Origin of the sequence: Herbaspirillum chlorophenolicum (genome assembly GCF_001189955.1) — a bacterium.
In the GTDB taxonomy this organism is placed as follows: domain Bacteria; phylum Pseudomonadota; class Gammaproteobacteria; order Burkholderiales; family Burkholderiaceae_D; genus Herbaspirillum; species Herbaspirillum chlorophenolicum.
Genome location: NZ_LFLT01000016.1, coordinates 69,439 through 93,553, shown reverse-complemented (window position 1 = coordinate 93,553; position 24,115 = coordinate 69,439). Strand labels below are relative to the sequence as shown.

The following is a 24,115-nucleotide window of genomic DNA, read 5'->3' as shown; positions in this document are numbered from 1 at the left end:
CAGCAGGAATTCGAAAAACAAAAAACGTAAAAGCCAATCGCAAACCGAATGCCCTGCCACAGGCGCATTCATTTTTTAGCAAAGGAGCAGTAATGAGCATTCAACGATTTGGTGTGGAAGGCGGCAGCGGTACCGGCGGCCAGCATTTGCCGTTTGCCCGCGCGGTGGCGGCCGACGGCTGGCTGTATGTATCCGGCCAGGTGGCGATGGAAAATGGCGAAGTGATTGACGGCGGCATCGTCGCGCAGTCGCACAAGGCCATCCAGAACGTGCTGGCGATCCTGAAGGAAGCCGGTTACGGCCCGGAACACGTGGTGCGTTGCGGCGTCTGGCTGGACGACCCGCGCGACTTCCAATCCTTCAACAAGGTGTTCAAGGAATACTTCGGCGCCAATCCGCCGGCGCGTGCCTGTGTGGTGTCGAGCATGGTGGTGGATTGCAAGGTCGAGGTCGATTGCGTGGCGTTCAAGCGCTGATCGGCGACGTACCGGTGGCGGAGCGGGGTCAAGACGCTTCGCCGCAGATGTTGATGAGTTGGAGACTTAAATAAAGAGCCGGCAGGGGAGCTGTATGCCGGCAGGTGTTTTTACCTTCTGAAGAGGAGAGCCAGATGGAGGCTGTACAAGGAACTGCGCTGCTGGTGTACGCACTGGTAGCAGTGATCGCACTGATCGTGCTGATCGCAAAATTCAAGATGAATCCGTTCATCGTCCTGATCGTCGTCTCGCTGGTGCTGGGCCTGGCCGTGGGCATGCCGATGGGCAATATCGTCAAGGCCTTCGAAACCGGCGTTGGCGGGGCGCTGGGGCACATTGCCCTGGTGGTGGGCCTGGGCACGATGCTGGGCAAGATGATGGCCGAGTCGGGCGGCGCCGAGCGCATCGCCAATACGATGATCAAGGCTTTCGGCGAGAAGAACGTGCACTGGGCGATGATGGTCGTGGCCTTCATCGTCGGCTTGCCGGTGTTCTTCGAAGTCGGTTTCGTGCTGTTGGTGCCGATCGCCTTCAACGTGGCCAAGCGCACCGGCACCAACATGGTGCTGGTCGGCATCCCGATGGTGGCCGGCCTGTCCGTGGTGCACGGCCTGATCCCGCCGCACCCGGCGGCGCTGCTGGCGGTGACTGCGTATAGCGCCGATATCGGCCGCACCATCATGTATGCGCTGATCGTCGGTATTCCGACGGCGATCATTGCCGGCCCGATCTTCGGCAAGCTGATCTCCAAGGTGGTCATCCCCAATCCGGATAACCCGCTGATCGCGCAGTTCGTCGAAGAACACAAGAAGGACCGTCAACTGCCGGGCTTCGGCATCACGCTGTTCACCATCCTGTTGCCGGTGGTGCTGATGCTGATCGGTAGCTGGGCCGACCTGTTCTTCGCGCCCAAGACCTTCGCCAACGACTTCCTGCGCCTGATCGGCAACTCGGTGATCGCATTGCTGATCGCCACGCTGGTCAGTTTCTGGACGTTCGGCAAGGCGCGCGGCTTCGGCGCCGACCAGATCCTCAAGTTCACCAACGAGTGCCTGGCGCCGATCGCCAGCATCACCCTGGTGGTGGGCGCCGGCGCCGGCTTCGGCCGCATCCTGATGGACGGCGGCGTGTCCAAGGCCATCGTCGGCATCGCTACCGATGCGCACTTGTCGCCGCTGCTGCTGGGCTGGTTCGTGGCTGCGCTGATCCGTGTGGCAACCGGTTCGGCCACCGTGGCGATGACCACGGCCTGCGGTATCGTGGCGCCGATCGTCGCCAGCATCCCGGGCACCCGTCCCGAGCTGATGGTGCTGGCTACCGGCGCCGGTTCGCTGATCCTGTCGCACGTCAACGACGGCGGTTTCTGGCTGGTCAAGGAATACTTCAACATGACCGTGCCGCAAACCTTCAAGACCTGGACCGTGATGGAAACCATCGTCTCCGTGGTGGCGCTGCTGTTCACGCTGGCGCTGGCGACCGTGATCTGATCCGGCGTAGCATCATCCTGTCGCCGTGATGGGCGCAGTATTGGAAAAGGCCGCATGTGCGGCCTTTTTCTTTGGTGCGGAGGGGACGTGGCGATACGGGGATCAGAAGGGGAAGCGCGAATCATCGAAACGCGGATCGGGGCCGTTTTCCACTTTCTGCACGATGCCCTGGTCGGTGAAATAGACCGTCATCTGTGAGTTCCACACACCGCTTTCCTTGAAGCCGTAGTTCCACGCTTCGTACGGGATACGCGCATAGCGGGTGATCTCGGTCGGCCGGCCGACTCGGCGCAGCACGTCTTCTTTCGTGTCCTGGCCGACGCGGATCGCGCGGAAGTTTTCAATGGTCCAGACTTGCTCATAGGAAACCAGCCGGTGGTCGGGGCCGATGCGGGCCATGTACTGGTATTGGCCGAAGGCGCCGGCGCCGTATTCGAACAGGCGGGTATTGCCATCCTGGTAAACGTTGGTCGGCGGCCCCAGGCGGGCCAGGACTTGCTCTTCAGCTTCGCCAGGCGCGACCGGCGGCTGGAACAGCGATGCGCATCCGGTCAGCATCGAAGCGGCGGCGAGCGCGGCCGCCAGCATCATGCGCGGGCGGCGGAGGGAAAATAGGGTATGCATGGCTTGTCGTCCTGAAGTTTATTGTCATTCCGGCATTGTAGTGTTGCCGGGAAAGTTGCGTTTAGGGCTGTTGCCAGCCTGCCGGGTGTGCAATGGTTCTTCCATGGCATCCATCCGGTTGGCTCTAAGTATTTGAATAAACTGGATTTTGCTATATACTTCCGCGTCTGGTCATTTTGGCCGGAATTCAATTTTTTGTTCACGGTATGCAGGGCCCGGATTGGTTGCTCCGCACACCGCTTGTGAAAGGTAAATAGCATGTCCATCGAAAAAGCAGCCAAGGCTGTCATTATCTCCGATAACGCCCGTGGTACGAACGACACCGGCTCTCCTGAAGTGCAAGTTGCGCTGCTGACCGCACGCATCAACGACCTGAACGGTCACTTCAAGGAACACAGCAAGGATCACCACTCCCGCCGCGGCCTGATCAAGATGGTTAACCGTCGCAAGAGCCTGCTCTCCTACCTGAAGGGCAAGGACGCCGACCGTTACCGCGCACTGATCGAAAAACTCGGTCTGCGTAAGTAATTTGACTCCGCGTTTCCATCCGTTTCACGGGTCATAGCCAGAATGCCTGCGTCACTAGCTGACGCGGGCATTTTGTTTTTTTACGATTCCATCGTTGCATGTGGAATCGTTCCCGCCTGCAGCATTGGCGGGAGTTTTGCGGATTCATCGTTTTAGTCTCATCGTGGCGCAGCATGGCCGCGTTCGTCGTAAGCCGCATGCCGATAGGTTGCGGCTGTGGTGAGGTGAACGACAGCGCCTGAAAATCTGTCGGCAAAAGGAAGCCGCGCACCGTGAACACAGTCGGGGCAGGCTCCATAAAAGAAAGGAAATACCGTGTTTAATAAAGTTACCAAGACCTTCCAGTATGGCCAGCACCAAGTCACGCTGGAAACCGGCGAAATCGCTCGCCAGGCTTCCGGCGCCGTGCTCGTGTCGGTTGAAGACACCGTCATCCTGGCTACCGTGGTGGCCCGCAAGGAAGCAAAGCCCGGCCAGGACTTCTTCCCGCTGACCGTCGATTACATCGAAAAAACCTATGCGGCCGGCCGTATTCCCGGCGGTTTCTTCAAGCGTGAAGGCAAGCCTTCCGAAAAGGAAACCCTGACCTCGCGCCTGATCGATCGTCCGATCCGCCCGCTGTTCCCGGAAGGCTACCTGAACGAAGTCCAGGTGATCGTGCACGTGCTGTCGGTCAACCCGGAAATCGATCCTGACATCCCCGCGATGATCGGCTCCTCGGCAGCGCTGTCGCTGGCCGGCATCCCTTTCAATGGCCCGGTCGGCGCCGCCCGTGTGGGCTACATCGACGGCCAGTACGTGCTGAACCCGACCCAGACGCAACTGAAGTCCTCGCAACTGGACCTGGTCGTGGCCGGCACCGAAACCGCCGTGCTGATGGTTGAGTCCGAAGCCGAACAACTGTCCGAAGAAGTGATGCTGGGCGCGGTCGTGTTCGGCCACGAGCAGTCGAAGGCCGTGATCGAAGCCATCCATGCGCTGGTGCGCGACGGCGGCAAGCCGGAAGTCCAATGGACCGCCCCGGCCAAGAACGAAGCGCTGATCTCGCGCGTGTCGCAACTGGCCGAAGGCCCGCTGCGCGAAGCCTACCAGACCAAGGACAAGCAAGCCCGCACCGAAAAGCTGAAGAGCGTGTCGGCGCAAGTCAACGAAGCGCTGGTGGCAGAAGCTGTCGCCAACGGCACCGTGGCTGCCGATTCCGCTGAAGTCGGTTCGATCCTGTTCGACCTGGAAGCCAAGATCGTGCGTTCGCAGATCCTGGAAGGCGAACCCCGCATCGACGGCCGTGACACCCGCACCGTGCGTCCGATCTCGATCCGTACCGGCGTGCTGCCGCGTACCCACGGTTCGGCCCTGTTCACCCGTGGCGAAACCCAGGCGCTGGTCGTGGCCACGCTGGGTACCGCACGCGACGAGCAGAAGATCGACGGCCTGCTGGGCGAGTACACCGACCGCTTCATGCTTCACTACAACATGCCTCCGTTCGCCACCGGCGAAACCGGCCGCGTCGGTACCCCGAAGCGCCGCGAAATCGGCCACGGCCGCCTGGCCAAGCGCGCGCTGCTGGCCGCATTGCCGGCAGCTGACGAGTTCAGCTACTCGGTGCGCCTGGTGTCGGAAATCACCGAATCCAACGGTTCCTCGTCGATGGCTTCCGTCTGCGGCGGCTGCCTGGCACTGATGGACGCCGGCGTGCCGATGAAGGCGCACGTGGCAGGTATCGCCATGGGCCTGATCAAGGAAGGCAACAAGTTCGCCGTGCTGACCGACATCCTGGGTGACGAAGACCACCTGGGCGACATGGACTTCAAGGTGGCCGGTACTGCCGAAGGCATCACCGCGCTGCAGATGGATATCAAGATCCAGGGCATCACCAAGGAAATCATGCAGGTGGCGCTGGAGCAGGCCAAGGAAGGCCGCCAGCATATCCTGGGCAAGATGCAGGAAGCCGTGCCTTCGGGCCGTGGCGAGCTGTCCGACTTCGCACCGCGCCTGATCACCATCAAGATCAACCCGGAGAAGATCCGTGACGTGATCGGCAAGGGCGGCGCCGTGATCCGCGCGCTGACCGAAGAAACCGGCACCCAGATCGACATCAGCGACGAAGGCGTGGTCACCATCGCTTCCGTCGACGCGTCGGCTGGCCAGGAAGCCAAGCGCCGCATCGAAGAACTGACCGCTTCCGTCGAAGTGGGCAAGGTCTACGAAGGCACCGTGCTCAAGCTGCTGGACTTCGGCGCGATCGTCCAGGTCCTGCCGGGCAAGGACGGCTTGCTGCACATCAGCCAGATCGCCAACGAGCGCGTCAACGCCGTGGCCGACTACCTGAAGGAAGGCCAGCAAGTGCGCGTGAAGGTCCTGGAGACCGACGACCGTGGCCGCCTGAAGCTGTCGATGAAGGCTGCACAAGCTGAAGAAGCGCCGGAAGCGGCTGCTTCGAACGAAGCTCAGTAAGACCGGCTTGCAGGTTCCGGCCTTGTCGCCGGACACCAGCGACGCTTGAAAATCCCCCGTGGCCGCAAGGCTTCGGGGGATTTTCTTTTGTGGCTGCTTATTTGGGCGGCGTGGGGTATGACAAAGTGGCCAAGTGCTTTCGAGGCAAATATGTGAGATTCTGTCCGTCTGCATTGACGAAGATCAAATTATCTTCGCGGCCGCGGTGTCATGGGGGAACCGTGGCCTGGCAGCGCAAGCAGATCCGAATAGAGAGTAGGGGACAGTGCCGCCGTGGCCGAAAGGCTGGGGCAGCCATAAAAACAATTTACTTTTGAAAGGAAGCCCATGCCCCACGTAGTCATCATCGGCTGTGGTTTCGGCGGACTGGCCGCCGCCCGCGAACTGGCTGGCGCGGATGTCCGCATCACCATGATCGATCGCAGCAACCATCACCTGTTCCAGCCGCTGCTGTACCAGGTGGCTACCGCGGGCTTGTCTGCCCCGGCCATCAGCGCTCCCATCCGCAACATCCTGTCGGGACAGCGCAATGTCACCACGTTGATGGCGGATGTCACTTCCATCGATGTGAATGGCAAGTCGGTCTCGCTGGAAGATGGCACGCGCATCGACTACGACTACCTGATCGTGGCTGCCGGTTCCACCCACAGCTATTTTGGGCGCGACGAATGGGCTGGCCTGGCGCCGGGGCTCAAGACGCTGGAAGACGCCTTCGACATCCGCCGCCGCATCCTGATGGCGTTTGAATATGCCGAGCGCGAAACTGATGAGCGCCGCCGGCAGGAGTGGCTGACTTTCACCGTCATCGGCGGCGGCGCTACCGGCGTGGAAATGGCCGGCACCCTGGTCGAGATCGCGCGCCACACGCTGCGCGGCGAGTTCCGCAACATCGACCCGCATTCGGCGCGCGTGGTGCTGATCGAGGGCTCGGATCGCATCCTTGGCGCTTATCCGCCAGACCTTTCCGAGAAAGCGCGCGAACAACTGCAAAAGCTGGGCGTGGATGTGCGTACCGGCAGCCGCGTGGTGCACATCGACGAGCAGTGCGTGCGCTATGCCAACTTCGGCGGCGAGCAGACGCTGGCCTCGCGTACCGTGATCTGGTCGGCTGGCGTGGCGGCCTCGCCGCTGGGCAAGTCGCTGGGCGTGGAGCTGGACCGCGCCGGCCGCGTGCCGGTATCGCCTGAGCTGAACATCGCCGGGCGCGATGATGTCTACGTGATCGGTGACCTGGCCGCCGCCCAGTCGGATGGCAAGCCTGTGCCGGGCGTGTCGCCGGCGGCCAAGCAGATGGGGCGGGTGGCCGCGCGCAACATCCAGAACCGCATCGCCAACCGGCCGCTGCAAGCGTTCAAATACCAGGACTATGGCTCGCTGGCCACGATCGGCCGCAAGGCCGCGATCGCGATGGTGGGCAAGTTCAAGTTCTCGGGTTTCCCTGCATGGCTATTCTGGCTGTTCGTGCACGTGTACTTCCTGATCGGCTTCCGCAACCGCGTGATGGTGATGAGCGACTGGGCCTGGGCTTATCTGACCTTCAAGCGCAGCGCGCGGGTCATTTCCAGCACCATGCATGGGAAACAGGAGACGCCGCACAAGCCATCGGTTGAGTAACGGCGGCTGTCAACGACAAGGCCCTCGTGCGCTTGAATGCACGAGGGCCTTTTTCATTGCGGCGGTCGTCCCGCTTACCGGCTTAGCCTTCCAGCGCCAGCAAGGCGAAGCTCGCCAGCCAATGGCCGCCGCTGTAGTGGCTGCCGACCACGTGATCGATCGACGCCGCGATGTGGCGATCTATCGCGGCGCCGATGGCCGCGCGCGCCGGATGGTCGGCGTGCAGGTGACGCAGGATGTGCTTCATGCACCATGCGCGCGACAGGTTCAATCCGTCCAGGTGGGCGATCTTGGGATCGGTGCGGTCGCTCACCGTGGCCGGCTGCATGATCTGCGTGACCTCGGCGATGCGCGGCAGGTAGTTGTCGAACCAGGACTGGAAGCTGCCGGCCGGCAGGACCTTGGTCATCAGCAGCGCTTCTGCCAGCCCGCCCGAGATGTATTCGTCGCCGCCCGGTTCGTAGTGCGCGGGATAGTCGGTATCGTTGCCGTAGTAGCGGAGCGATGCCGCGACGATGGCCGTTTCCAGTTCGCCATCCTGTGTGTGGCGCGCGTAGTCCAGCGACAGCGTCAAGGCGAACGCCGTGTTGTAGTGCGTGCCGACCCGGATCGGGTAGCTCAGCCGGGACAGGTAGCCCAGCAGACGGCTGCGGATCTCGGTGGTCAGCGGCTTCATCGATGCATGCCATTGCGGCACGTTCGGATGCTGCGATTGCGCCAGTTCCTGATCCAGCGCCAGGATCCAGCCGAAGCCGTAGGGGCGCTCGAATGACGTGCGATTGGGGGCGCGGAAGTAATCGGTTTCGCGCTCCATCAGTTCCGGTGTGAAATGCTCGTCGAAGATGGCGCCGATGTCGGCCAGCGCCGGCAGCTCGGGATAGCGGCGAATGCAGCGCAGCAGCAGCCAGTAGCCATGCACTGCCGAGTGCCAGTCGTAGCAGCCATAGAACACCGGATGCAGCGCGCGTGGCGAGAGCACATCCTGCTCGTCGTTGAGCAGGTGCATGATGTGGTTGGGGTACTCATGGCGCAGGTAGGCCAGCGGCATGCGCGCGAAGGATTCGGCTTGCTGGATGTTCAGTTGCATGGGGACTCCTTGAAACGTCCGTGACCGCCAGGGCGGCCACGGCAGGTGCCGCTGTCAGGACTTCCGGTCTCAGCGGAAAGCGAGGAAGTACATCAGCAGCACATTGACGGCCAGTAAGGTGAGGGCGGTCGGGATCTGCACCTTGATCACCTGGTACTTGTTCTTCAGTTCAAGCAATGCGGCCGGCACGATATTGTAGTTGGCTGCCATTGGCGTCATCAGCGTACCGCAGTAGCCCGAATACATGCCGATGGCCACCAGCGGCGCCGGGTCTGCGTGGTGTCCCACGATCAGGAAGGGCAGGGCAATGCCCGCGCTCATGACCGGGAAGGCGGCGAAGGCGTTACCCATTACCATGGTGAACAGCGCCATGCCGACGCAGTAGATCACCACCACCAGGAAGCGGTTGTCCGGGTTGACGAACAGGCTCACCACTTGCTGCACCGAGTTGCCGGTCTTGGCGGCGACGAACACGCCGCCCAGCATGGCCAGCATCAGCGGCAGGATCGCGGCCCAGCCGATCGAGTCCACCAGCCGGCGCGACTGGCGCACCGCTTGCAGCGGCGTGCCGCCGGTCAATGCCCAACCGGCGATCAAGGCGCAGATACAGGCCACGCATAGCGCCGCCAGCGTCAGTTGTTTCTGGTCGAGCAGGAACACGTCGCCGACCGAGACGCCCTTGAGCAGCACGGTACAGGCCACCGTAATCACCGGGATCAGTACTGCCGGGAAGAACAGCCAGTTGCCCAGGCGCTTGGCGGAGGCCACGCGTTCTTCATACGTGGTGGTGGCGTAGGAACCCATGGACAACAAGCCGGTGCCGGCGATCAGCGAAATGATGATCACGGCGGCGCCGATGATGCGGTAGGCCATCGGCTTGCCCAGGCCATCGACCAGCAGGTCGCCGAACAGGAACACGGCGCCGAACAGGAACCAGAACAGCGCGGTGGTATAGCGTTTGGGGTTGCCTTTGTCGCGCAGGGTCATGCCGACCAGAAGCATGACGATGACGCCGATCAGGTAGTAGATGCGGTTGATGGAAATCAGCGTCGTCATGCCGGCACCTCTGAGGTGTTGGATTGGGCGGCTTTCCATGTGTCGACATCGCGGCGGATGGAGGCATCGAGGCGGGTCAGGCGGAACATGTGGATCACCAGCGCCGATAGCGCGGTGGGGATCGCCCACAGGCCGAGATGCAGCGGTTCGATGTTGGTGATGCCGTTTTCCTTCAGGAAGGCATCCATCAGCAGCACGGCGCCGAAGGCGATGAAGATGTCTTCGCCGAAGAACACGGCGATATTGTCGCAGGCCGCGGCATGGGCCTTGATCTTGTCGCGGATGTGCTGCGGCAGGTCCTTGCCGTAGGCGTTGACGGCGGCGCCTTCGGCCATCGGCGCCAGCAGCGGGCGTACGGTCTGCGCCTGGCCGCCGAGGTAGATCAGGCCCAGCGCGGCGGTACCTTCGCGCACCACGAAGTACAGCATCAGGATGCGTGCCGAAGTGGCGCTGGCGATGCTGGAAATCCATGCTTGCGCGCGTTCCTTCAGGCCGTAATGCTCAAGCAGGCCGATGATCGGCAGGATCAGCAGGAAAGTCGCCAGCGAACGGCTGTTGACGAACTTCTCGCCGAAGGTTTCCAGCAGCATGCCGAAGTCCATGCCGACGGCAAGTCCGGTGGACAGGCCGGCCACGGTGACCACCAGCAGCGGGTTGAAGCGTAAGGCAAAGCCGGCCACGACAATCGGTATCCCGATCAGCGGCAGCAGAGTCGTGCTATCCATGGAAATCTCCCTTGCATTGAAAGATGAAAGTCATGATGGCGATTGCAAGGCCTGTGCCAATGCCGTGTGCCAGATGCCGTTCACGCAAGGATGAAAAACCATGTATGAACGACACGGCCCGTGACATCTTCAAGGTCTTATTCTTAACTGCTGGTACTGCGAAACTTCTGTTTTCGATTGCTGGAAGCGGAACAACAAAAATGGAACCGGGTTGGCTATGCGGCCGCTCGCACCGCGATGCGTTCGCTGTGCAGGCGTGCACGGATCTGGCGCGCAAAGTCCAGCGCATGCGGCCCATCTCCGTGCAGGCATACGGTCTGTGCATTGACGTTCACGATGCTGCCGTCAATGGCCTTGACTTGCTTGTCCTTGACCAGCGACAGCGTCTGCGCGATCGCCGCTTCATCGTTATCGATCATGGCGCCGGGTTTGCTGCGGCTGACCAGGCTGCCGTCGGGCTCATAGGCGCGGTCGGCGAAGACTTCTTCCACCGCGGCAAGGTCGGCGTGGCGGGCGGCGGCGATGAGCTCGCTGCCCGCCAGGCCATACAGGCTGAGTTCAGGGTTGAAGGTGCGGATGGCGGCGCAGATGGCGTTGGCCAGCACTGCATCTTTGGCGGCCTGGTTGTACAGGGCGCCATGCGGTTTGACATGCGTCATGCGGCCGCCTTCGGCGCGCACGATGGCATCCAGCGCGCCGAGCTGGTACAGCATGCCGCTGAAGATGTCCTCGGGCGGCAGGTGCATGGTGCTGCGGCCGAAATTTTCGCGGTCGGGGAAGCTGGGATGGGCGCCGATGGCAACATGGTTCTGCATCGCCCAGCGCACGCTGCGCAGCATGGTTGCGGCATCGCCGGCATGCCAGCCGCAGGCGATGTTGGCGGAGCTGACCAGAGTCAGCAATTGCTCGTCGGTGTCGCAGCCTTCACCAAGGTCGGCATTGAGGTCGATATGCATGGCGTGTCCTTATTTTCGGTAAAGCATCGCGCGCGACCAATCCAGTGCGGCGACGGCGTCGCGGATGGAGTCCAGATAGCGTTGCTGTTCTTCGCGGGCTGCCAGTGCGCCTTGCATGTCGCAGAGCTCCAGGCGCAGGGTCGCATTGAGCGGCGCTTGCGCCAGCTTCCACAAATCGGCGCCGATCACCACGCCGATTTTCGGATAGCCGCCGGTGGTTTGTGCATCGCCCATCAGGATGATCGGCTGGCCCGAAGGCGGTACCTGGATCACACCGGGCACCACACCGTGCGACAGCATGTCGCGGCCATGCTTGCGCTTGAGTTCTGTGCCTTCAAGGCGGTAGCCCATGCGGTTGCTGTTGGGCGTGATGCGCCATGCATGGCGCCATAGCGCATCCTTGGAGGCATTGGTGAATTGCTGGAATTCGGGGCCGGGCAAGACACGCAGCGTTACGTGCCGGCTGCTGTCATCGTCATACAAGGCGACCCCGCGCCAGTGCGGCGAGCGCACGCCGAAGGCGGGGCCGACGACGGTGGCCCGGGCTTGCCGGGCGTCGCCGATGGCGAGCCTGTCGCCTTTGCGCAGGGCGCGTCCCCGGTGCCCGCCGAAACCGGCCTTGAGATCGGTGCTGCGTGAACCCAGCATGACCGGCACGTCGATGCCGCCGGCCACGGCCAGATAGGTGCGCATGCTGTGGCGCGGAAGCTGGCTGGGGGAGTCGGGAAGCGCAGGCACAAGTTTGAGCGTGCTGCCGGCGCGCACCGGGATACTCCAGCAGGCTGCAATGGGCTTGCCGTCCAGCGTGGCGCCGATGTCGTCGCCGCCCAAGGCAATGCGGGTGTCGGCGGTGAAGCGGATTTCGCAGGCGCCCATGGTGATTTCGATGCCGGCCGCGTCGACGGGGTTGCCGACCAGCAGGTTGGCCATCGACAGCGCCAGCGTGTTGAGCGCGCCGCCCGGATTGATGCCGAGCCGGCAGTGGCCGTGGCGGCCGAGATCCTGCACCGACGCCAGCAGGCCGGGTTGGATGACTTCTATCATTGTTCCACGCGCTCCACGGTAAAGCGCACATGGTCGCCGGGACGCAGCAGCGTCGGCGGATTTTGCGCGGGATCGAACAGGGGGGCGGAAGTGCGGCCCAGCAACTGCCAGCCGCCGGGCGAGGCCATCGGGTAGATGCCGGTCTGCTCGCCGCCGATGCCGACCGATCCGGCCGGGATGGACAGGCGGGGCTCGGTGTGGCGCGGCGTGGCCAGCTCCGGCGCCAGCCCGCCCATGTAGGCGAAGCCCGGCATGAAGCCGATGAAGTAGACCACGTAGTCGCCGCCGCTGTGGCGCTTGATGACTTCATCCACAGACAGGCCGGTGTGGTCTGCCACCGATTGCAGGTCGGGGCCGTCGGCGCCGCCATAGACCACCGGGATCTCGACAGTGCGGCCTTGGGCCTTGGTGGCGCCGAGTTTGGGCCAGAGCCGGATGATGCGCCGGGCAAGGGTATCGCGCTCGACCGCGGGATGCTTGAGTATCAGCATCAGGTTGTTCATGCCGGGGACGACTTCGCTTACCTCATCCCAGGCGGCGGCCAGTTCGGCCAGTGCCCAGATGCGTTGCTGCTGTGGCAGCGTCGCCGGCGCGGGAAGGCTGCATAGCAGCGCGCTATCGCCCAGTGGATGAATCTGCGGTTCTTGCATGTGCTTGGCTGTTCGTTTCGAGAGGTGCGAAGATTTGCATCTTGTCCCGTATTTCCTTGGGATATTACAGTTTGATCAAAATATGAACAATATATCGATAAATTATTTATTTGTCCTTGCGATATAGTGTGTTATTTCGATGCCTTGATAGAACAGCCTCTATGAATAACGAGACCTTTATCCCCGATCAGCTTGCTGCCGACCAAGTTTCATTGCCGCAACAGGCGACCAAGATCGTTTCTTCCCAGCACCTGGTTTCCGAGCGCAGCGCCGAGCTGTCCGAGCTTGAGTATGCGCTGATCATGGCCGGCAATGCCTTCAATCGCTGGATGGTGCGCTGCATGGCCGCGGCCGGCGCCAAGGACATGACCGCCATCGAGGTGTCGCTGCTGCATCACGTCAATCACCGTGAGCGCAAGAAGAAGCTGGCCGATATCTGTTTTGTACTGAACGTTGAAGACACCCATGTGGTCACCTATGCATTGAAGAAGCTGGTGAAGGCCGGTTACGTCAAGAGCGAGAAAGCAGGCAAGGAACTGCTGTTTTCGGCAACGCCGGCGGGGCAGGAGCTGTGCATGAAATATCGCGAGGTGCGCGAGCACTGCCTGATCGAAGTGCAGGCCGAGAGCGGTATTCCCAACCAGGAGATCGGCGAGGCGGCACAATTGTTGCGCAATGCCTCCGGTCTGTACGACACGGCGGCGCGTGCCGCCGCTTCGCTGTAAGCGGATCACGGCAGAAAAGGATAGAAGATGCGGGCGATAGAAATCAAGGAATATGGCGGCCCCGAGGTACTGCAACTGTGCGAGCGCCCGGTGCCGGAACTCAAGCAGGGCGAAGTGCTGATCAAGGTGCATGCGGCCGGGGTCAACCGTCCCGATGTGTTCCAGCGCACGGGGAATTATCCGGTGCCGCCGGGTGCTTCGGACTTGCCGGGACTGGAGGTGGCAGGTGAGATCGTCGATGGCGACCTGGCCGGCAGCGGTTTCAGGAAGGGCGACCTGGTGTGCGCCCTGGTGCAGGGCGGCGGTTATGCCGAGTATTGCGCCGCACCCTTGACGCAGTGCCTGCCGGTACCCAAAGGATTGAGTGCGCTGGAGGCGGCGGCCTTGCCGGAAAACTATTTCACCGTCTGGAGCAATGTGTTCGACCGCGGCGCATTGGCCGCCGGCGAAACCTTGCTGGTGCAGGGCGGCTCTTCCGGTATCGGTGTGACTGCGATCCAGATCGCGAAGGCGCTCGGGCATCGCGTGTTTGCTACTGCCGGCAGTGTCGAGAAATGCAGCGCCTGCGAGGCGCTGGGGGCTGAGCGCGCGATCAATTACAAGACCGAGGATTTCGAAGCGGTGGTCAAGGAAGCGACCGGCGGCAAAGGCGCTAACGTGATCCTGGACATGGTCGGCGGCGACTACCTGCCGCGCGAAATCAAGACGCTGGCCGACGATGGCCGCCTGGTCTTCATCGCCCAGTTGGGCGGCAGCAAGGGGCAACTGGACATGGGGCAGGTGATGCGCCGCCGCCTGACCATCACGGGGTCGACGCTGCGCCCGCGCCCGGTGAGCTTCAAGGCGGCGATTGCCGCCAGTCTGCGCGAGCGCGTCTGGCCGCTGATCGAAGCAGGCCAGATCAAACCGGTCATTCACCATACCTTCCCGCTGGAACAGGCGGCGCAGGCGCACGCCATGATGGAAAGCAGTGCGCACATCGGCAAGATCATGCTGCAGCTGTAATCCGTGCCGATGTGCTGTAGCGTGGGGAGACGAGGTTTGACCGTCTTTACGCCAACCGGCTACAATACGAGGTTATCCAAATTGAATACCAATCTCGTCAGAACACTATGCGGCGCAAACTTGTAGCGGGTAACTGGAAAATGAACGGCAGCCTGGCTGCCAACGCGGCCCTGGTTGCCGGCATCAAGGAAGGCCTGTCCGCGCAGGCATGCGACGTGGCCGTTTGCGTTCCTGCACCGTATCTGGCGCAAGTGCAGGCGGCGGTTGCCGGTTCGGCGGTTGCCCTGGGCGCGCAGGATATGTCCGCGCATGCTTCGGGCGCCTATACCGGCGAGGTGTCGGCGGCCATGCTCAACGAGTTCGGCTGCCAATACGTGATCATCGGCCACTCCGAGCGCCGTGCCTATCATGGCGAGTCTGATGCCGCCGTGGCGGCCAAGACGGTTGCTGCGCTCAAGGCGGGCCTGGTGCCGGTAGTGTGTGTCGGCGAAACGCTGGCGCAGCGAGAGGCGGGCAAGACCAATGAAGTCGTGGGCGGCCAGCTGGATGTGGTGCTGGAAGCATTGGATGCCGCAGATGTCGCGCGCATCGTCGTGGCTTACGAGCCGGTGTGGGCCATCGGCACCGGCAAGACCGCAACGCCGGAAATGGTGCAGGATGTGCACGCCATGCTGCGTGCGCGTCTGGTGGTCAAGAGTGCCGAGGCTGCGGCCAAGGTCCGCATCCTGTACGGCGGCAGCATGAAGCCGGACAATGCGGTGCAATTGCTGGCGATGGCCGATATCGATGGCGGCCTGATCGGCGGCGCGGCGTTGAAGGCGGTGGATTTTTTGGCAATCATTCAGGCTGCGGCCTGAGCTGTAAAGGGTTTGTCAGCCGGGGGGCGAGATACTTCCGGCTGCGGGCAAAATATCAAGAGTTAGAGTGGATACGTTGAAATGAATACTTTGTCTTTGGTTGTGGTTGTAGTTCAGGTGCTGGCGGCGCTGGCGATTATCGGTCTTGTGCTGCTGCAGCATGGCAAGGGCGCGGACATGGGAGCGGCGTTCGGTTCCGGCGCGTCCGGCAGCCTGTTCGGTGCGACCGGTTCGTCGAACTTCCTGTCGAAGTCGACCGCAGTGGCTGCGGCGATCTTCTTCGTTGCGACGCTGGGCCTGGCCTTCATCGGCAACCATCATGTGTCGCAAAGCGGCGGCGTGATGGACAACCTGCCGATCCCGGCGACTGTGCCTGCGGCATCGCAAGCTGCTCCTGCTGCACCCGCAGCTCCGGCGGATGCAGCCAAGCCGGCTGACCAATCGAATCAGATTCCGAAATAAGCTTTTGCGGATTCTGAAACAATGCGCGAATAAGCATAGAAGAATCGCTGTTTTCGGCTGATTGTGCATTGAACAAGAGTAACAAATGCAGGTACAATAGCAGTCTCAGGCCGACGTGGTGAAATTGGTAGACACGCTATCTTGAGGGGGTAGTGGCGAAAGCTGTACGAGTTCGAGTCTCGTCGTCGGCACCATAGAAATGAATCAAAAGCCAGCAAAGGTCCACGTGCCTGAGCTGGCTTTTTGTCGAGGAAGTTTCTGATTGATATTGAGAATCATTCCCATCGATTAAAACCAACGTAAACGGCCAATCGTGAACCTCGAAAATTACTTCCCAGTCCTTCTGTTTATCCTCGTTGGCATCGGCGTCGGTGTCGCTCCCCAGCTCTTGGGGCGTCTGCTTGGTCCTCACAAGCCTGACGTGCAAAAAACATCTCCATACGAATGCGGTTTCGAAGCGTTTGAAGACGCGCGCATGAAGTTCGACGTGCGCTATTACCTGATCGCCATCCTCTTCATCCTGTTCGATCTGGAAACTGCGTTTTTCTTCCCGTGGGGCGTGTCCGTGCGCGAGCTGGGCTGGTCTGGTTTCATCACGATGATGGTGTTCATCGCTGAATTTGTTGTCGGGTTTTGGTACATCTGGAAAAAGGGTGCCCTGGATTGGGAGTAAACCATGTCTATTGAAGGCGTATTGAATGAGGGGTTTGTTACCACCTCGCTGGATAAGGTAATCAACTGGACCCGTACCGGATCCCTGTGGCCCATGACCTTCGGTCTGGCCTGCTGCGCAGTTGAAATGATGCACGTCGGCGCTTCGCGTTACGATCTCGACCGTTTCGGTGCGGTGTTCCGTCCGTCGCCGCGCCAGTCCGACCTGATGATCGTGGCCGGCACGCTGTGCAACAAGATGGCGCCGGCGCTGCGCAAGGTCTATGACCAGATGCCAGAGCCTCGCTGGGTGATTTCGATGGGTTCGTGCGCCAACGGCGGCGGCTACTATCACTATTCCTATTCGGTGGTGCGCGGCTGCGACCGCATCGTTCCGGTCGACGTTTATGTGCCGGGCTGTCCGCCGACTGCTGAAGCGCTGCTGTATGGCGTGATCCAGCTGCAAAACAAGATCAAGCGCACCAATACCATCGCGCGCTAAGAGGGCTGTATGACAACAAAATTGGAAACTCTCGAAGCAGCCCTGCGCAACGCGCTTGGAGGGTATCTTCAGAACCTGACGGTGGCGCTCGGTGAAGTCACCGTGGTGGTCAAGGCTTCCGACTATCTTTCGGCCATGCGCGTCCTGCGCGATCACGCCGATACCCGTTTCGAACAGCTGCTCGACCTGTGCGGCGTCGACTACTCGACGTACGGCGACGGCGCCTGGGATGGTGCGCGCTTTGCCGCGGTATCGCACCTGATGTCGATTTCGCATAACTGGCGCGTGCGCGTGCGCGTGTTCGCACCGGATGACGACCTACCCATCGTGGCCTCGGTTTCCAGCATCTGGAATTCGGCCGGCTGGTATGAGCGCGAAGCGTTCGACTTCTACGGCATCCTGTTCGAAGGGCATGACGACCTGCGCCGCATCCTGACCGACTATGGCTTCATCGGCCACCCGTTCCGCAAGGACTTCCCGGTGTCGGGCTATGTCGAAATGCGCTACGACGCCGAACAAAGGCGCGTCATCTATCAACCCGTAACGATTGAACCGCGCGAAATCACGCCGCGCATCATTCGTGAAGAAAACTACGGGATCAAATAATGGCTGAGATTAAAAACTACACGCTGAACTTCGGTCCGCAGCACCCGGCAGCGCACGGCGTGCTGCGCCTGGTGCTGGAGCTGGACGGCGAAGTCATCCAGCGTGCCGACCCGCACATCGGCCTGCTGCACCGCGCGACCGAAAAGCTGGCCGAGCAGAAGACCTACCTGCAGTCCGTGCCGTACATGGATCGCCTGGACTACGTGTCGATGATGTGCAACGAGCACGGCTATGTGATGGCCATCGAGCGCCTGCTGGGCCTGGAAGTGCCGATGCGCGCCCAGTACATCCGCGTGATGTTCGATGAGATTACCCGCCTGCTGAACCACCTGATGTGGATCGGTGCGCACGCACTGGACGTAGGTGCGATGGGCGTGCTGCTGTATGCCTTCCGCGAACGCGAAGACCTGATGGATTGCTACGAAGCCGTCTCCGGCGCGCGTATGCACGCAGCTTATTACCGTCCGGGCGGCGTCTATCGTGACCTGCCGGACACCATGCCGCAATACAAGGCCTCGATCGTCCGCAACGACAAGGCCATCCGCGCCCTGAACGAAAATCGCCAGGGCTCGATGCTGGACTTCATCGAAGACTTCACCAACCGTTTCCCGACTTATGTCGATGAATACGAAACCCTGCTGACCGATAACCGTATCTGGAAGCAGCGTCTGGTCGGCGTCGGCGTGGTGTCGCCGGAACGTGCCTTGCAAATGGGCTTCTCCGGTCCGATGCTGCGCGGCTCGGGCATCGAATGGGATTTGCGCAAGAAGCAGCCGTACGAAGTGTACGACCTGCTGGACTTCGATATCCCGGTCGGCAAGAACGGCGACTGCTATGACCGCTATCTGGTGCGCGTGGCTGAAATGCGCCAATCGAACCGCATCATCAAGCAGTGCGTGGAGTGGCTGCGCAACAACCCGGGCCCGGTGATTACCGACAACCATAAGGTTGCTCCTCCGAAGCGGACTGAAATGAAGTCCAACATGGAAGACCTGATCCACCACTTCAAGCTGTTTACCGAAGGCTTCCGCGTGCCGCCGGGCGAGGCCTATGCCGCTGTCGAGCATCCGAAGGGCGAATTCGGCATCTACCTGGTGTCGGACGGCGCCAACAAGCCTTACCGCCTGAAGATTCGTGCACCGGGCTTTGCCCACCTGCAAGCCCTGAACGAAATGGCCAAGGGCCACATGATTGCCGATGCGGTCACGATCATCGGTACGCAGGACATCGTGTTTGGTGAAATCGACCGCTGATGTCGAATACAAGGCGGGCTTCCATAAAGAGCCCGTCCGGTTTGGGGAATATCCAATAAAACCGCGCAAAGTAATGCGCATGGATGGCCAACGCTATGCTGTTAAGTCAAGAAGCTCTTAAGAAAATCGATCGCGAACTCGCGAAGTATCCGGCGGACCAGCGTCAGTCTGCGGTCATGTCCGCGCTGCGCATCGCCCAGGTTGAACACGGCTGGCTGCCCGCCGAGCTGCAGCAGGAAGTTGCCGATTACATCGGCATGCCTGCGGTCGCGGTGCAGGAAGTCGCCACCTTCTACAACATGTTCAACACCAGCCCGGTGGGCAAGCACAAGATCACCGTGTGCACCAACCTGCCGTGCCTGCTGTCGGGGGGCGAGCGCGCTGCGCACCACCTCAAGCACAAGCTGGGCGTGGGTTACAAGGAAACTACCGCGGATGGCCAGTTCACCGTGATGGAAGGCGAGTGCATGGGCGCCTGTGGCGACGCGCCTGTCATGCTGGTCAACAACCACCGCATGTGCAGCTGGATGTCGGATGAAAAGATCGACGCGCTGCTGGAGGAACTGAAGAAATGACTTGCCTGCACGACCGCCACATCAAACCGCTGATCCTGGCCGACCTGGACGGCAAGAACTGGCACCTCGAAGACTACGTCAAGCGCGGCGGCTACGAGTCGCTCAAGCGCATCATCAGCGAGAACATGCCTCCCGAGCAGGTCATCGCCGAGCTCAAGGCTTCCGGCCTGCGCGGCCGCGGCGGTGCGGGTTTCCCGACCGGCCTGAAGTGGAGCTTCATGCCGCGCCAGTTCCCGGGCCAGAAATACCTCGTCTGCAACACAGACGAAGGCGAACCGGGCACCTTCAAGGACCGCGACATCATCCGTTACAACCCGCACGCGCTGATCGAAGGCATGATCATCGGCGGCTATGCGATGGGCATCACGGTCGGCTACAACTACATCCACGGCGAAATCTTCGATGCGTACCTGATCTTCGAAGAAGCGCTGGAAGAGGCGCGTGCCGCCGGTTTCCTGGGCGATAACATCCTGGGCACCAATTTCAGCTTCCAGCTGCATGGGCACCACGGTTACGGCGCCTACATCTGCGGCGAAGAAACCGCGCTGCTGGAGTCGCTGGAAGGCAAGAAGGGCCAGCCGCGCTTCAAGCCGCCGTTCCCGGCCAGCTTCGGCCTGTACGGCAAGCCGACTACTATCAACAACACTGAGACGTTTGCAGCCGTCCCCTTCATTTTCAAGGTGGGCGCGCAGGCTTATGCCGAGATGGGCAAGCCGAACAACGGCGGCACCAAGATCTTTTCGATCTCGGGTGACGTCGAGCGTCCGGGCAACTACGAGATCCCGCTGGGCACACCGTTCTCCACCTTGCTGGAACTGGCGGGCGGCATGCGCGGCGGCAAGAAGATCAAGGCGGTCATCCCCGGCGGTTCGTCCGCCCCGGTGATCCGCGGCGACGTGATGATGGAAACCACGATGGACTACGATGCCATCGCCAAGGCCGGCTCGATGCTGGGCTCGGGCGCGGTCATCGTGATGGATGAGACGCGTTGCATGGTCAAGTCGCTGCTGCGCCTGTCGTACTTCTACTTTGAAGAGTCGTGCGGCCAGTGTACCCCGTGCCGTGAAGGCACCGGCTGGATGTACCGCATGGTGGAGCGTATCGAGAAGGGCCACGGCAAGCTGGAAGATCTGGACGTGCTCAATTCGGTGGCCGACAACATCCAGGGCCGCACCATCTGCGCGCTGGGTGACGCGGCGGCGATGCCGGTGCGCGCATTCATCAAGAATTTCCGCGAAGAGTTCGAATACCACATCGAGCACAAACACTGCCTGGTTCCGGCATACATCTGACGGGCAGGGGATGCCCGGTAGCCGAACAGGCCGCCGGGTGTCATTAGCAAAGAATATTTAGCTTGGGCAAACAGCCATGGTTGAAATCGAAATAGACGGCAAAAAAGTTGAAGTGCAAGAAGGCAGCATGGTCATGGATGCTGCCAACAAGCTTGGCACTTACATTCCTCACTTTTGCTATCACAAGAAACTGTCCATCGCGGCCAACTGCCGCATGTGCCTGGTCGAGGTCGAGAAGGCCCCGAAGCCGCTGCCTGCCTGCGCCACTCCGGTCACCGCCGGCATGATCGTGCGCAGCGCCAGCGAAAAGGCGGTCAAGGCCCAGAAGGGCGTGATGGAATTCCTGCTGATCAATCACCCGCTGGATTGCCCGATCTGCGATCAGGGCGGCGAGTGCCAGCTGCAGGATCTGGCGGTCGGCTACGGCGGCTCGACCTCGCGCTACGAAGAAGAAAAGCGCGTGGTGGAACCGAAGAGCGTCGGCCCGCTGATTTCCATGAAGGAAATGAACCGTTGCATCCACTGCACCCGTTGCGTGCGCTTTGGCCAGGAAGTGGCCGGCGTGATGGAACTGGGCATGCTGGGCCGCGGCGAGCATTCCGAGATCACCACCTTCGTCGGCAAGACCGTCGACTCCGAACTGTCGGGCAACATGATCGACCTGTGCCCGGTCGGCGCGCTGACCTCCAAGCCGTTCCGCTATAGCGCCCGTACCTGGGAACTGTCGCGCCGCAAGTCGGTGAGCCCGCACGACAGCGTCGGCGCCAACCTGATCGTCCAGGTCAAGGGCGGCAAGGTCATGCGCGTGCTGCCGCTCGAGAACGAAGAAGTCAACGAGTGCTGGATTTCCGACAAGGATCGCTTCGCCTATGAAGCGCTGGACAGCGAAGAGCGCCTGACCAAGCCGATGCTGAAGCAAGACGGCAAGTGGCAGGAAGTGGATTGGCAGACCGCGCTGGAATATGTCGCGCATGGCTTGCGCAACATCCGCAACGAACATGGCGCTGACAGCATCGCCGCACTGGGTACGCCGTACTCCACGCTGGAAGAGCTGAGCCTGCTGCAAAAGCTGGTGCGCGGCATCGGTTCCGACAACGTCGACTTCCGCCTGCGCCAATCCGACTTCGCGCTGGACGGCCAGATCAAGCCGTGGCTGGGCATGTCCATCGTCGAATTCTCCGAGCTGAACCGCGTGTTCGTGATCGGCTCCTTCCTGCGCAAGGATCATCCGCTGCTGTCTGCCCGCCTGCGCCAGTCGGCCAAGAGCGGCGCCAAGATCAGCGTGCTGCACGCTACCGATGACGACCTGCTGATGCCAATCGCCAACAAGATCGTGGCAGCGCCATCCGCATGGCTGGCTTCACTGGGTGAAGTCGCCGTCGCCGTGGCTGAAGCCAAGGGCATCGCTGCTCCCGCCGCTTTTGCCGGCGTGACCGCATCGGACGCAGCCAAGGCAACCGCCGCCAGCCTGCTGTCGGGCGAGTCCAAGGGCGTGTTCCTGGGCAACGCCGCCGTCCAGCATCCGCAAGCATCGCAATTGCATGCAGCGGCGCAATGGATTGCCGAACAGACCGGCGCCAAGCTGGGTTACCTGACCGAAGGCGGCAACGCCGTCGGCGGCTACCTGGCCAACGCCGTACCGGCCGCAGGCAAGGGCGCCAACGCGCTGTCCGCATTCGCACAGCCGCGCAAGGCTTACCTGCTGCTCAACGCCGAACCGGAACTGGACAGCTACGATCCGCAAGCCGCGCGCGCCGCACTGAACCAGGCTGAAATGGTCGTGGCGATGTCGGCTTACAAGCATGGCGCCGATTACGCCGACGTGCTGCTGCCGATCGCACCGTTCACCGAAACCGCCGGCACCTTCGTCAACGCCGAAGGCCGTGCGCAAAGCTTCAACGGCACCGTCAAGCCGGCCGGCGATGCGCGTCCGGGCTGGAAGGTCCTGCGCGTGCTGGGTAACCTGCTGGAACTGGAAAACTTCGAGTACGACACCGCCGAATCCATCCGCGACGAACTGCTGGGCAAGGAAACCGACTTGTCGGCACGCCTGAACAACATCGCTTCGCTGCAATTGCAAGCAGCTGCAGCCGTTGCCGGTTCGCTGGAACGCGTGGCCGATGTGCCTATCTACTTCGCCGATGCGATCGCCCGCCGTTCGCAACCGCTGCTGGAGACTGCCGACGGCCAAGCGCCCAAGGCATGGCTCTCTGCCGCGCTGGCCGCCAAGCTGGGCATTGCCGTCGGTGATCGTGTCAATGTAAAACAAGGCCAAGGCAGCGCCGCGCTGACCGCGGCCATCGATAAAAAACTGCCGGAAAACGTGGTTCGCGTCGCCGCGGCGCACGCTTCGACCTCTGCACTGGGCGGCATGTTTGGCGCAATCGTCGTGGAGAAAGCGTAATGGATCACCTGATCGCCCAAATCAATACAGCCGGTCCGGCCCTGTTGGGGCCGTACCTGTTCACTTTTGTGTGGACGCTGGTCAAGATCCTGGTAGTGATGGTGCCCCTGCTGATCTGCGTGGCCTACATGACCTACTGGGAGCGCAAGCTGATCGGCTGGATGCACGTGCGCCTGGGGCCGAATCGCGTGGGCCCGGCAGGCCTGCTGCAGCCGATCGCCGATGCCGTAAAGCTGATCTTCAAGGAAATCTCGACGCCGGCCAAGGCCAACAAGGTACTGTTCTACCTGGCGCCGGTGATGACCATCATGCCCGCGCTGGCCGCCTGGGCAGTGGTCCCGTTTTCGCCTGAGCACGTGCTTGCCAATGTCAATGCCGGCTTGCTGTACCTGATGGCGATTACCTCGATGGAAGTCTACGGTGTCATCATCGCCGGTTGGGCATCCAACTCGAAGTACGCGTTCCTGGGCGCCATGCGCGCCTCGGCGCAGATGGTGTCCTATGAAATCTGCATGGGCTTCTGCCTGGTGGTGGTGCTGATGGTGTCGGGCAGCCTGAACATGACCGAGATCGTGCTGGGCCAGACTCGCGGCTACTTCGCCGACATGGGCCTGAACTTCCTGTCGTGGAACTGGCTGCCGCTGCTGCCGATCTTCGTGATCTACCTGGTGTCGGGCATCGCTGAAACCAATCGCCACCCGTTCGACGTGGTGGAAGGCGAATCCGAAATCGTGGCCGGCCACATGATCGAATACTCGGGCATGTCGTTTGCGATGTTCTTCCTGGCCGAATACGCCAGCATGATCCTGATCTCGATCCTGTGCAGCCTGCTGTTCTTCGGCGGCTGGTCGTCTCCGATTGCCGCACTGGACTTCATCCCGGGCTGGATCTGGCTGGGTGCAAAGACTTTCTTCTTCCTGTCGGTGTACGTCTGGGTGCGCGCTTCGTTCCCGCGCTACCGTTATGACCAGATCATGCGCCTGGGTTGGAAGGTATTCATTCCGCTGACGCTGGTCTGGCTGGTCGTGGTGGCCGTCTGGATGCAGACGCCGTGGAATATCTGGAAATAAGATTGAAGGCTG

The 24,115-nt window shown here is 61.6% G+C and carries 24 protein-coding genes and 1 tRNA gene; 18 read left to right on the top strand and 7 right to left on the bottom strand.

Annotation, left to right across the window (positions count from 1 at the left end):
* Positions 1-92 precede the first annotated feature (92 nt).
* Both AKL28_RS12005 and AKL28_RS12000 read left to right on the top strand, forming a co-directional pair.
* Positions 93-476 (top strand): RidA family protein, encoded by a 384-nt coding sequence (locus AKL28_RS12005; RefSeq protein ID WP_050468372.1) that lies wholly within the window; start codon positions 93-95, stop codon positions 474-476.
* Positions 477-610: 134 nt separating this feature from the next.
* Complete coding sequence (locus AKL28_RS12000; RefSeq protein WP_050468371.1) at positions 611-1,963, top strand: GntP family permease; 1,353 nt, start codon at positions 611-613, stop codon at positions 1,961-1,963.
* A gap of 102 nt (positions 1,964-2,065) precedes the next feature.
* Here the strand turns inward: AKL28_RS12000 and AKL28_RS11995 are convergent, their stop codons facing one another.
* Positions 2,066-2,587, bottom strand: a complete 522-nt coding sequence (locus AKL28_RS11995) for an outer membrane protein assembly factor BamE (protein WP_050468370.1) — start codon at positions 2,585-2,587, stop codon at positions 2,066-2,068.
* A 258-nt stretch (positions 2,588-2,845) separates the two neighbouring features.
* On the opposite strand from AKL28_RS11995, the gene rpsO reads away from it, so the two are divergent.
* The 3 genes from rpsO to AKL28_RS11980 all read left to right on the top strand — a co-directional run bounded on the left by rpsO (position 2,846) and on the right by AKL28_RS11980 (position 7,183).
* On the top strand, positions 2,846-3,115 hold the full coding sequence (gene rpsO / locus AKL28_RS11990) for a 30S ribosomal protein S15 (RefSeq protein ID WP_050468369.1): 270 nt from the start codon (positions 2,846-2,848) through the stop codon (positions 3,113-3,115).
* Positions 3,116-3,430: 315 nt separating this feature from the next.
* Positions 3,431-5,569 (top strand): polyribonucleotide nucleotidyltransferase, encoded by a 2,139-nt coding sequence (pnp, locus tag AKL28_RS11985; protein WP_050468368.1) that lies wholly within the window; start codon positions 3,431-3,433, stop codon positions 5,567-5,569.
* A 327-nt stretch (positions 5,570-5,896) separates the two neighbouring features.
* Positions 5,897-7,183, top strand: coding sequence for an NAD(P)/FAD-dependent oxidoreductase (locus tag AKL28_RS11980; protein WP_050468367.1), 1,287 nt, complete (start codon positions 5,897-5,899; stop codon positions 7,181-7,183).
* A gap of 82 nt (positions 7,184-7,265) precedes the next feature.
* On the opposite strand, the gene AKL28_RS11975 is transcribed toward AKL28_RS11980, so the two are convergent.
* From AKL28_RS11975 to pxpB, 6 genes are all read right to left on the bottom strand, one after another.
* Positions 7,266-8,270: a DUF2891 domain-containing protein gene (locus AKL28_RS11975; RefSeq protein WP_050468366.1), complete on the bottom strand. Its 1,005-nt coding sequence runs from the start codon at positions 8,268-8,270 to the stop codon at positions 7,266-7,268.
* 69 nt (positions 8,271-8,339) lie between these two features.
* Entirely contained in the window at positions 8,340-9,326 is a 987-nt protein-coding gene (locus AKL28_RS11970; protein ID WP_050468365.1) for a DUF979 domain-containing protein, read from the bottom strand.
* Positions 9,323-10,051: a DUF969 domain-containing protein gene (locus AKL28_RS11965; RefSeq protein ID WP_050468364.1), complete on the bottom strand. Its 729-nt coding sequence runs from the start codon at positions 10,049-10,051 to the stop codon at positions 9,323-9,325. Before AKL28_RS11965 ends, AKL28_RS11970 begins: the two co-directional genes overlap by 4 nt.
* A 215-nt stretch (positions 10,052-10,266) precedes the next feature.
* Positions 10,267-11,007, bottom strand: coding sequence for a 5-oxoprolinase subunit PxpA (gene pxpA / locus AKL28_RS11960; protein WP_050468363.1), 741 nt, complete (start codon positions 11,005-11,007; stop codon positions 10,267-10,269).
* A 9-nt stretch (positions 11,008-11,016) separates the two neighbouring features.
* Entirely contained in the window at positions 11,017-12,051 is a 1,035-nt protein-coding gene (locus AKL28_RS11955) for a 5-oxoprolinase subunit C family protein (RefSeq protein ID WP_050468362.1), read from the bottom strand.
* On the bottom strand, positions 12,048-12,701 hold the full coding sequence (pxpB, locus tag AKL28_RS11950; RefSeq protein WP_050468361.1) for a 5-oxoprolinase subunit PxpB: 654 nt from the start codon (positions 12,699-12,701) through the stop codon (positions 12,048-12,050). The genes AKL28_RS11955 and pxpB overlap by 4 nt, the downstream gene beginning before the upstream one ends.
* A 161-nt stretch (positions 12,702-12,862) precedes the next feature.
* Here pxpB and AKL28_RS11945 point away from each other — a divergent pair, with 161 nt between their 5' ends.
* The 13 genes from AKL28_RS11945 (at position 12,863) to nuoH (ending at position 24,103) form a co-directional block, all read left to right on the top strand.
* Positions 12,863-13,426: a winged helix DNA-binding protein gene (locus AKL28_RS11945; RefSeq protein WP_402700313.1), complete on the top strand. Its 564-nt coding sequence runs from the start codon at positions 12,863-12,865 to the stop codon at positions 13,424-13,426.
* A 27-nt stretch (positions 13,427-13,453) separates the two neighbouring features.
* On the top strand, positions 13,454-14,431 hold the full coding sequence (locus tag AKL28_RS11940) for an NAD(P)H-quinone oxidoreductase (RefSeq protein ID WP_050468360.1): 978 nt from the start codon (positions 13,454-13,456) through the stop codon (positions 14,429-14,431).
* Between the two features lie 107 nt (positions 14,432-14,538).
* Positions 14,539-15,288: a triose-phosphate isomerase gene (gene tpiA, locus AKL28_RS11935; protein WP_082221465.1), complete on the top strand. Its 750-nt coding sequence runs from the start codon at positions 14,539-14,541 to the stop codon at positions 15,286-15,288.
* A gap of 81 nt (positions 15,289-15,369) precedes the next feature.
* Positions 15,370-15,750 (top strand): preprotein translocase subunit SecG, encoded by a 381-nt coding sequence (gene secG / locus AKL28_RS11930; protein ID WP_082221464.1) that lies wholly within the window; start codon positions 15,370-15,372, stop codon positions 15,748-15,750.
* Positions 15,751-15,859: 109 nt separating this feature from the next.
* Positions 15,860-15,944 (top strand) — tRNA-Leu (locus AKL28_RS11925).
* Between the two features lie 119 nt (positions 15,945-16,063).
* Positions 16,064-16,423, top strand: a complete 360-nt coding sequence (locus AKL28_RS11920) for an NADH-quinone oxidoreductase subunit A (protein WP_050468357.1) — start codon at positions 16,064-16,066, stop codon at positions 16,421-16,423.
* A gap of 3 nt (positions 16,424-16,426) precedes the next feature.
* The gene (locus AKL28_RS11915; RefSeq protein ID WP_006712940.1) at positions 16,427-16,903 is read left to right on the top strand and encodes a NuoB/complex I 20 kDa subunit family protein; all 477 of its coding nucleotides are present in this window, start codon (positions 16,427-16,429) and stop codon (positions 16,901-16,903) included.
* 9 nt (positions 16,904-16,912) lie between these two features.
* The gene (locus tag AKL28_RS11910; RefSeq protein ID WP_050468356.1) at positions 16,913-17,509 is read left to right on the top strand and encodes an NADH-quinone oxidoreductase subunit C; all 597 of its coding nucleotides are present in this window, start codon (positions 16,913-16,915) and stop codon (positions 17,507-17,509) included.
* Positions 17,509-18,762 carry an NADH-quinone oxidoreductase subunit D gene (locus AKL28_RS11905; protein WP_050468355.1) on the top strand — a complete coding sequence of 418 codons (1,254 nt, stop codon included), beginning with the start codon at positions 17,509-17,511 and terminating at the stop codon, positions 18,760-18,762. The genes AKL28_RS11910 and AKL28_RS11905 overlap by 1 nt, the downstream gene beginning before the upstream one ends.
* A gap of 83 nt (positions 18,763-18,845) precedes the next feature.
* A complete protein-coding gene (gene nuoE, locus AKL28_RS11900; protein WP_050468354.1) occupies positions 18,846-19,337 on the top strand; it encodes an NADH-quinone oxidoreductase subunit NuoE in 492 nt (163 codons plus the stop codon).
* Entirely contained in the window at positions 19,334-20,629 is a 1,296-nt protein-coding gene (gene nuoF, locus AKL28_RS11895; protein WP_050468353.1) for an NADH-quinone oxidoreductase subunit NuoF, read from the top strand. The genes nuoE and nuoF overlap by 4 nt, the downstream gene beginning before the upstream one ends.
* Before the next feature lie 76 nt (positions 20,630-20,705).
* Entirely contained in the window at positions 20,706-23,033 is a 2,328-nt protein-coding gene (gene nuoG / locus AKL28_RS11890; RefSeq protein ID WP_050468352.1) for an NADH-quinone oxidoreductase subunit NuoG, read from the top strand.
* Positions 23,033-24,103: an NADH-quinone oxidoreductase subunit NuoH gene (gene nuoH, locus AKL28_RS11885; protein ID WP_050468351.1), complete on the top strand. Its 1,071-nt coding sequence runs from the start codon at positions 23,033-23,035 to the stop codon at positions 24,101-24,103. Before nuoG ends, nuoH begins: the two co-directional genes overlap by 1 nt.
* Positions 24,104-24,115: the final 12 nt, after the last annotated feature.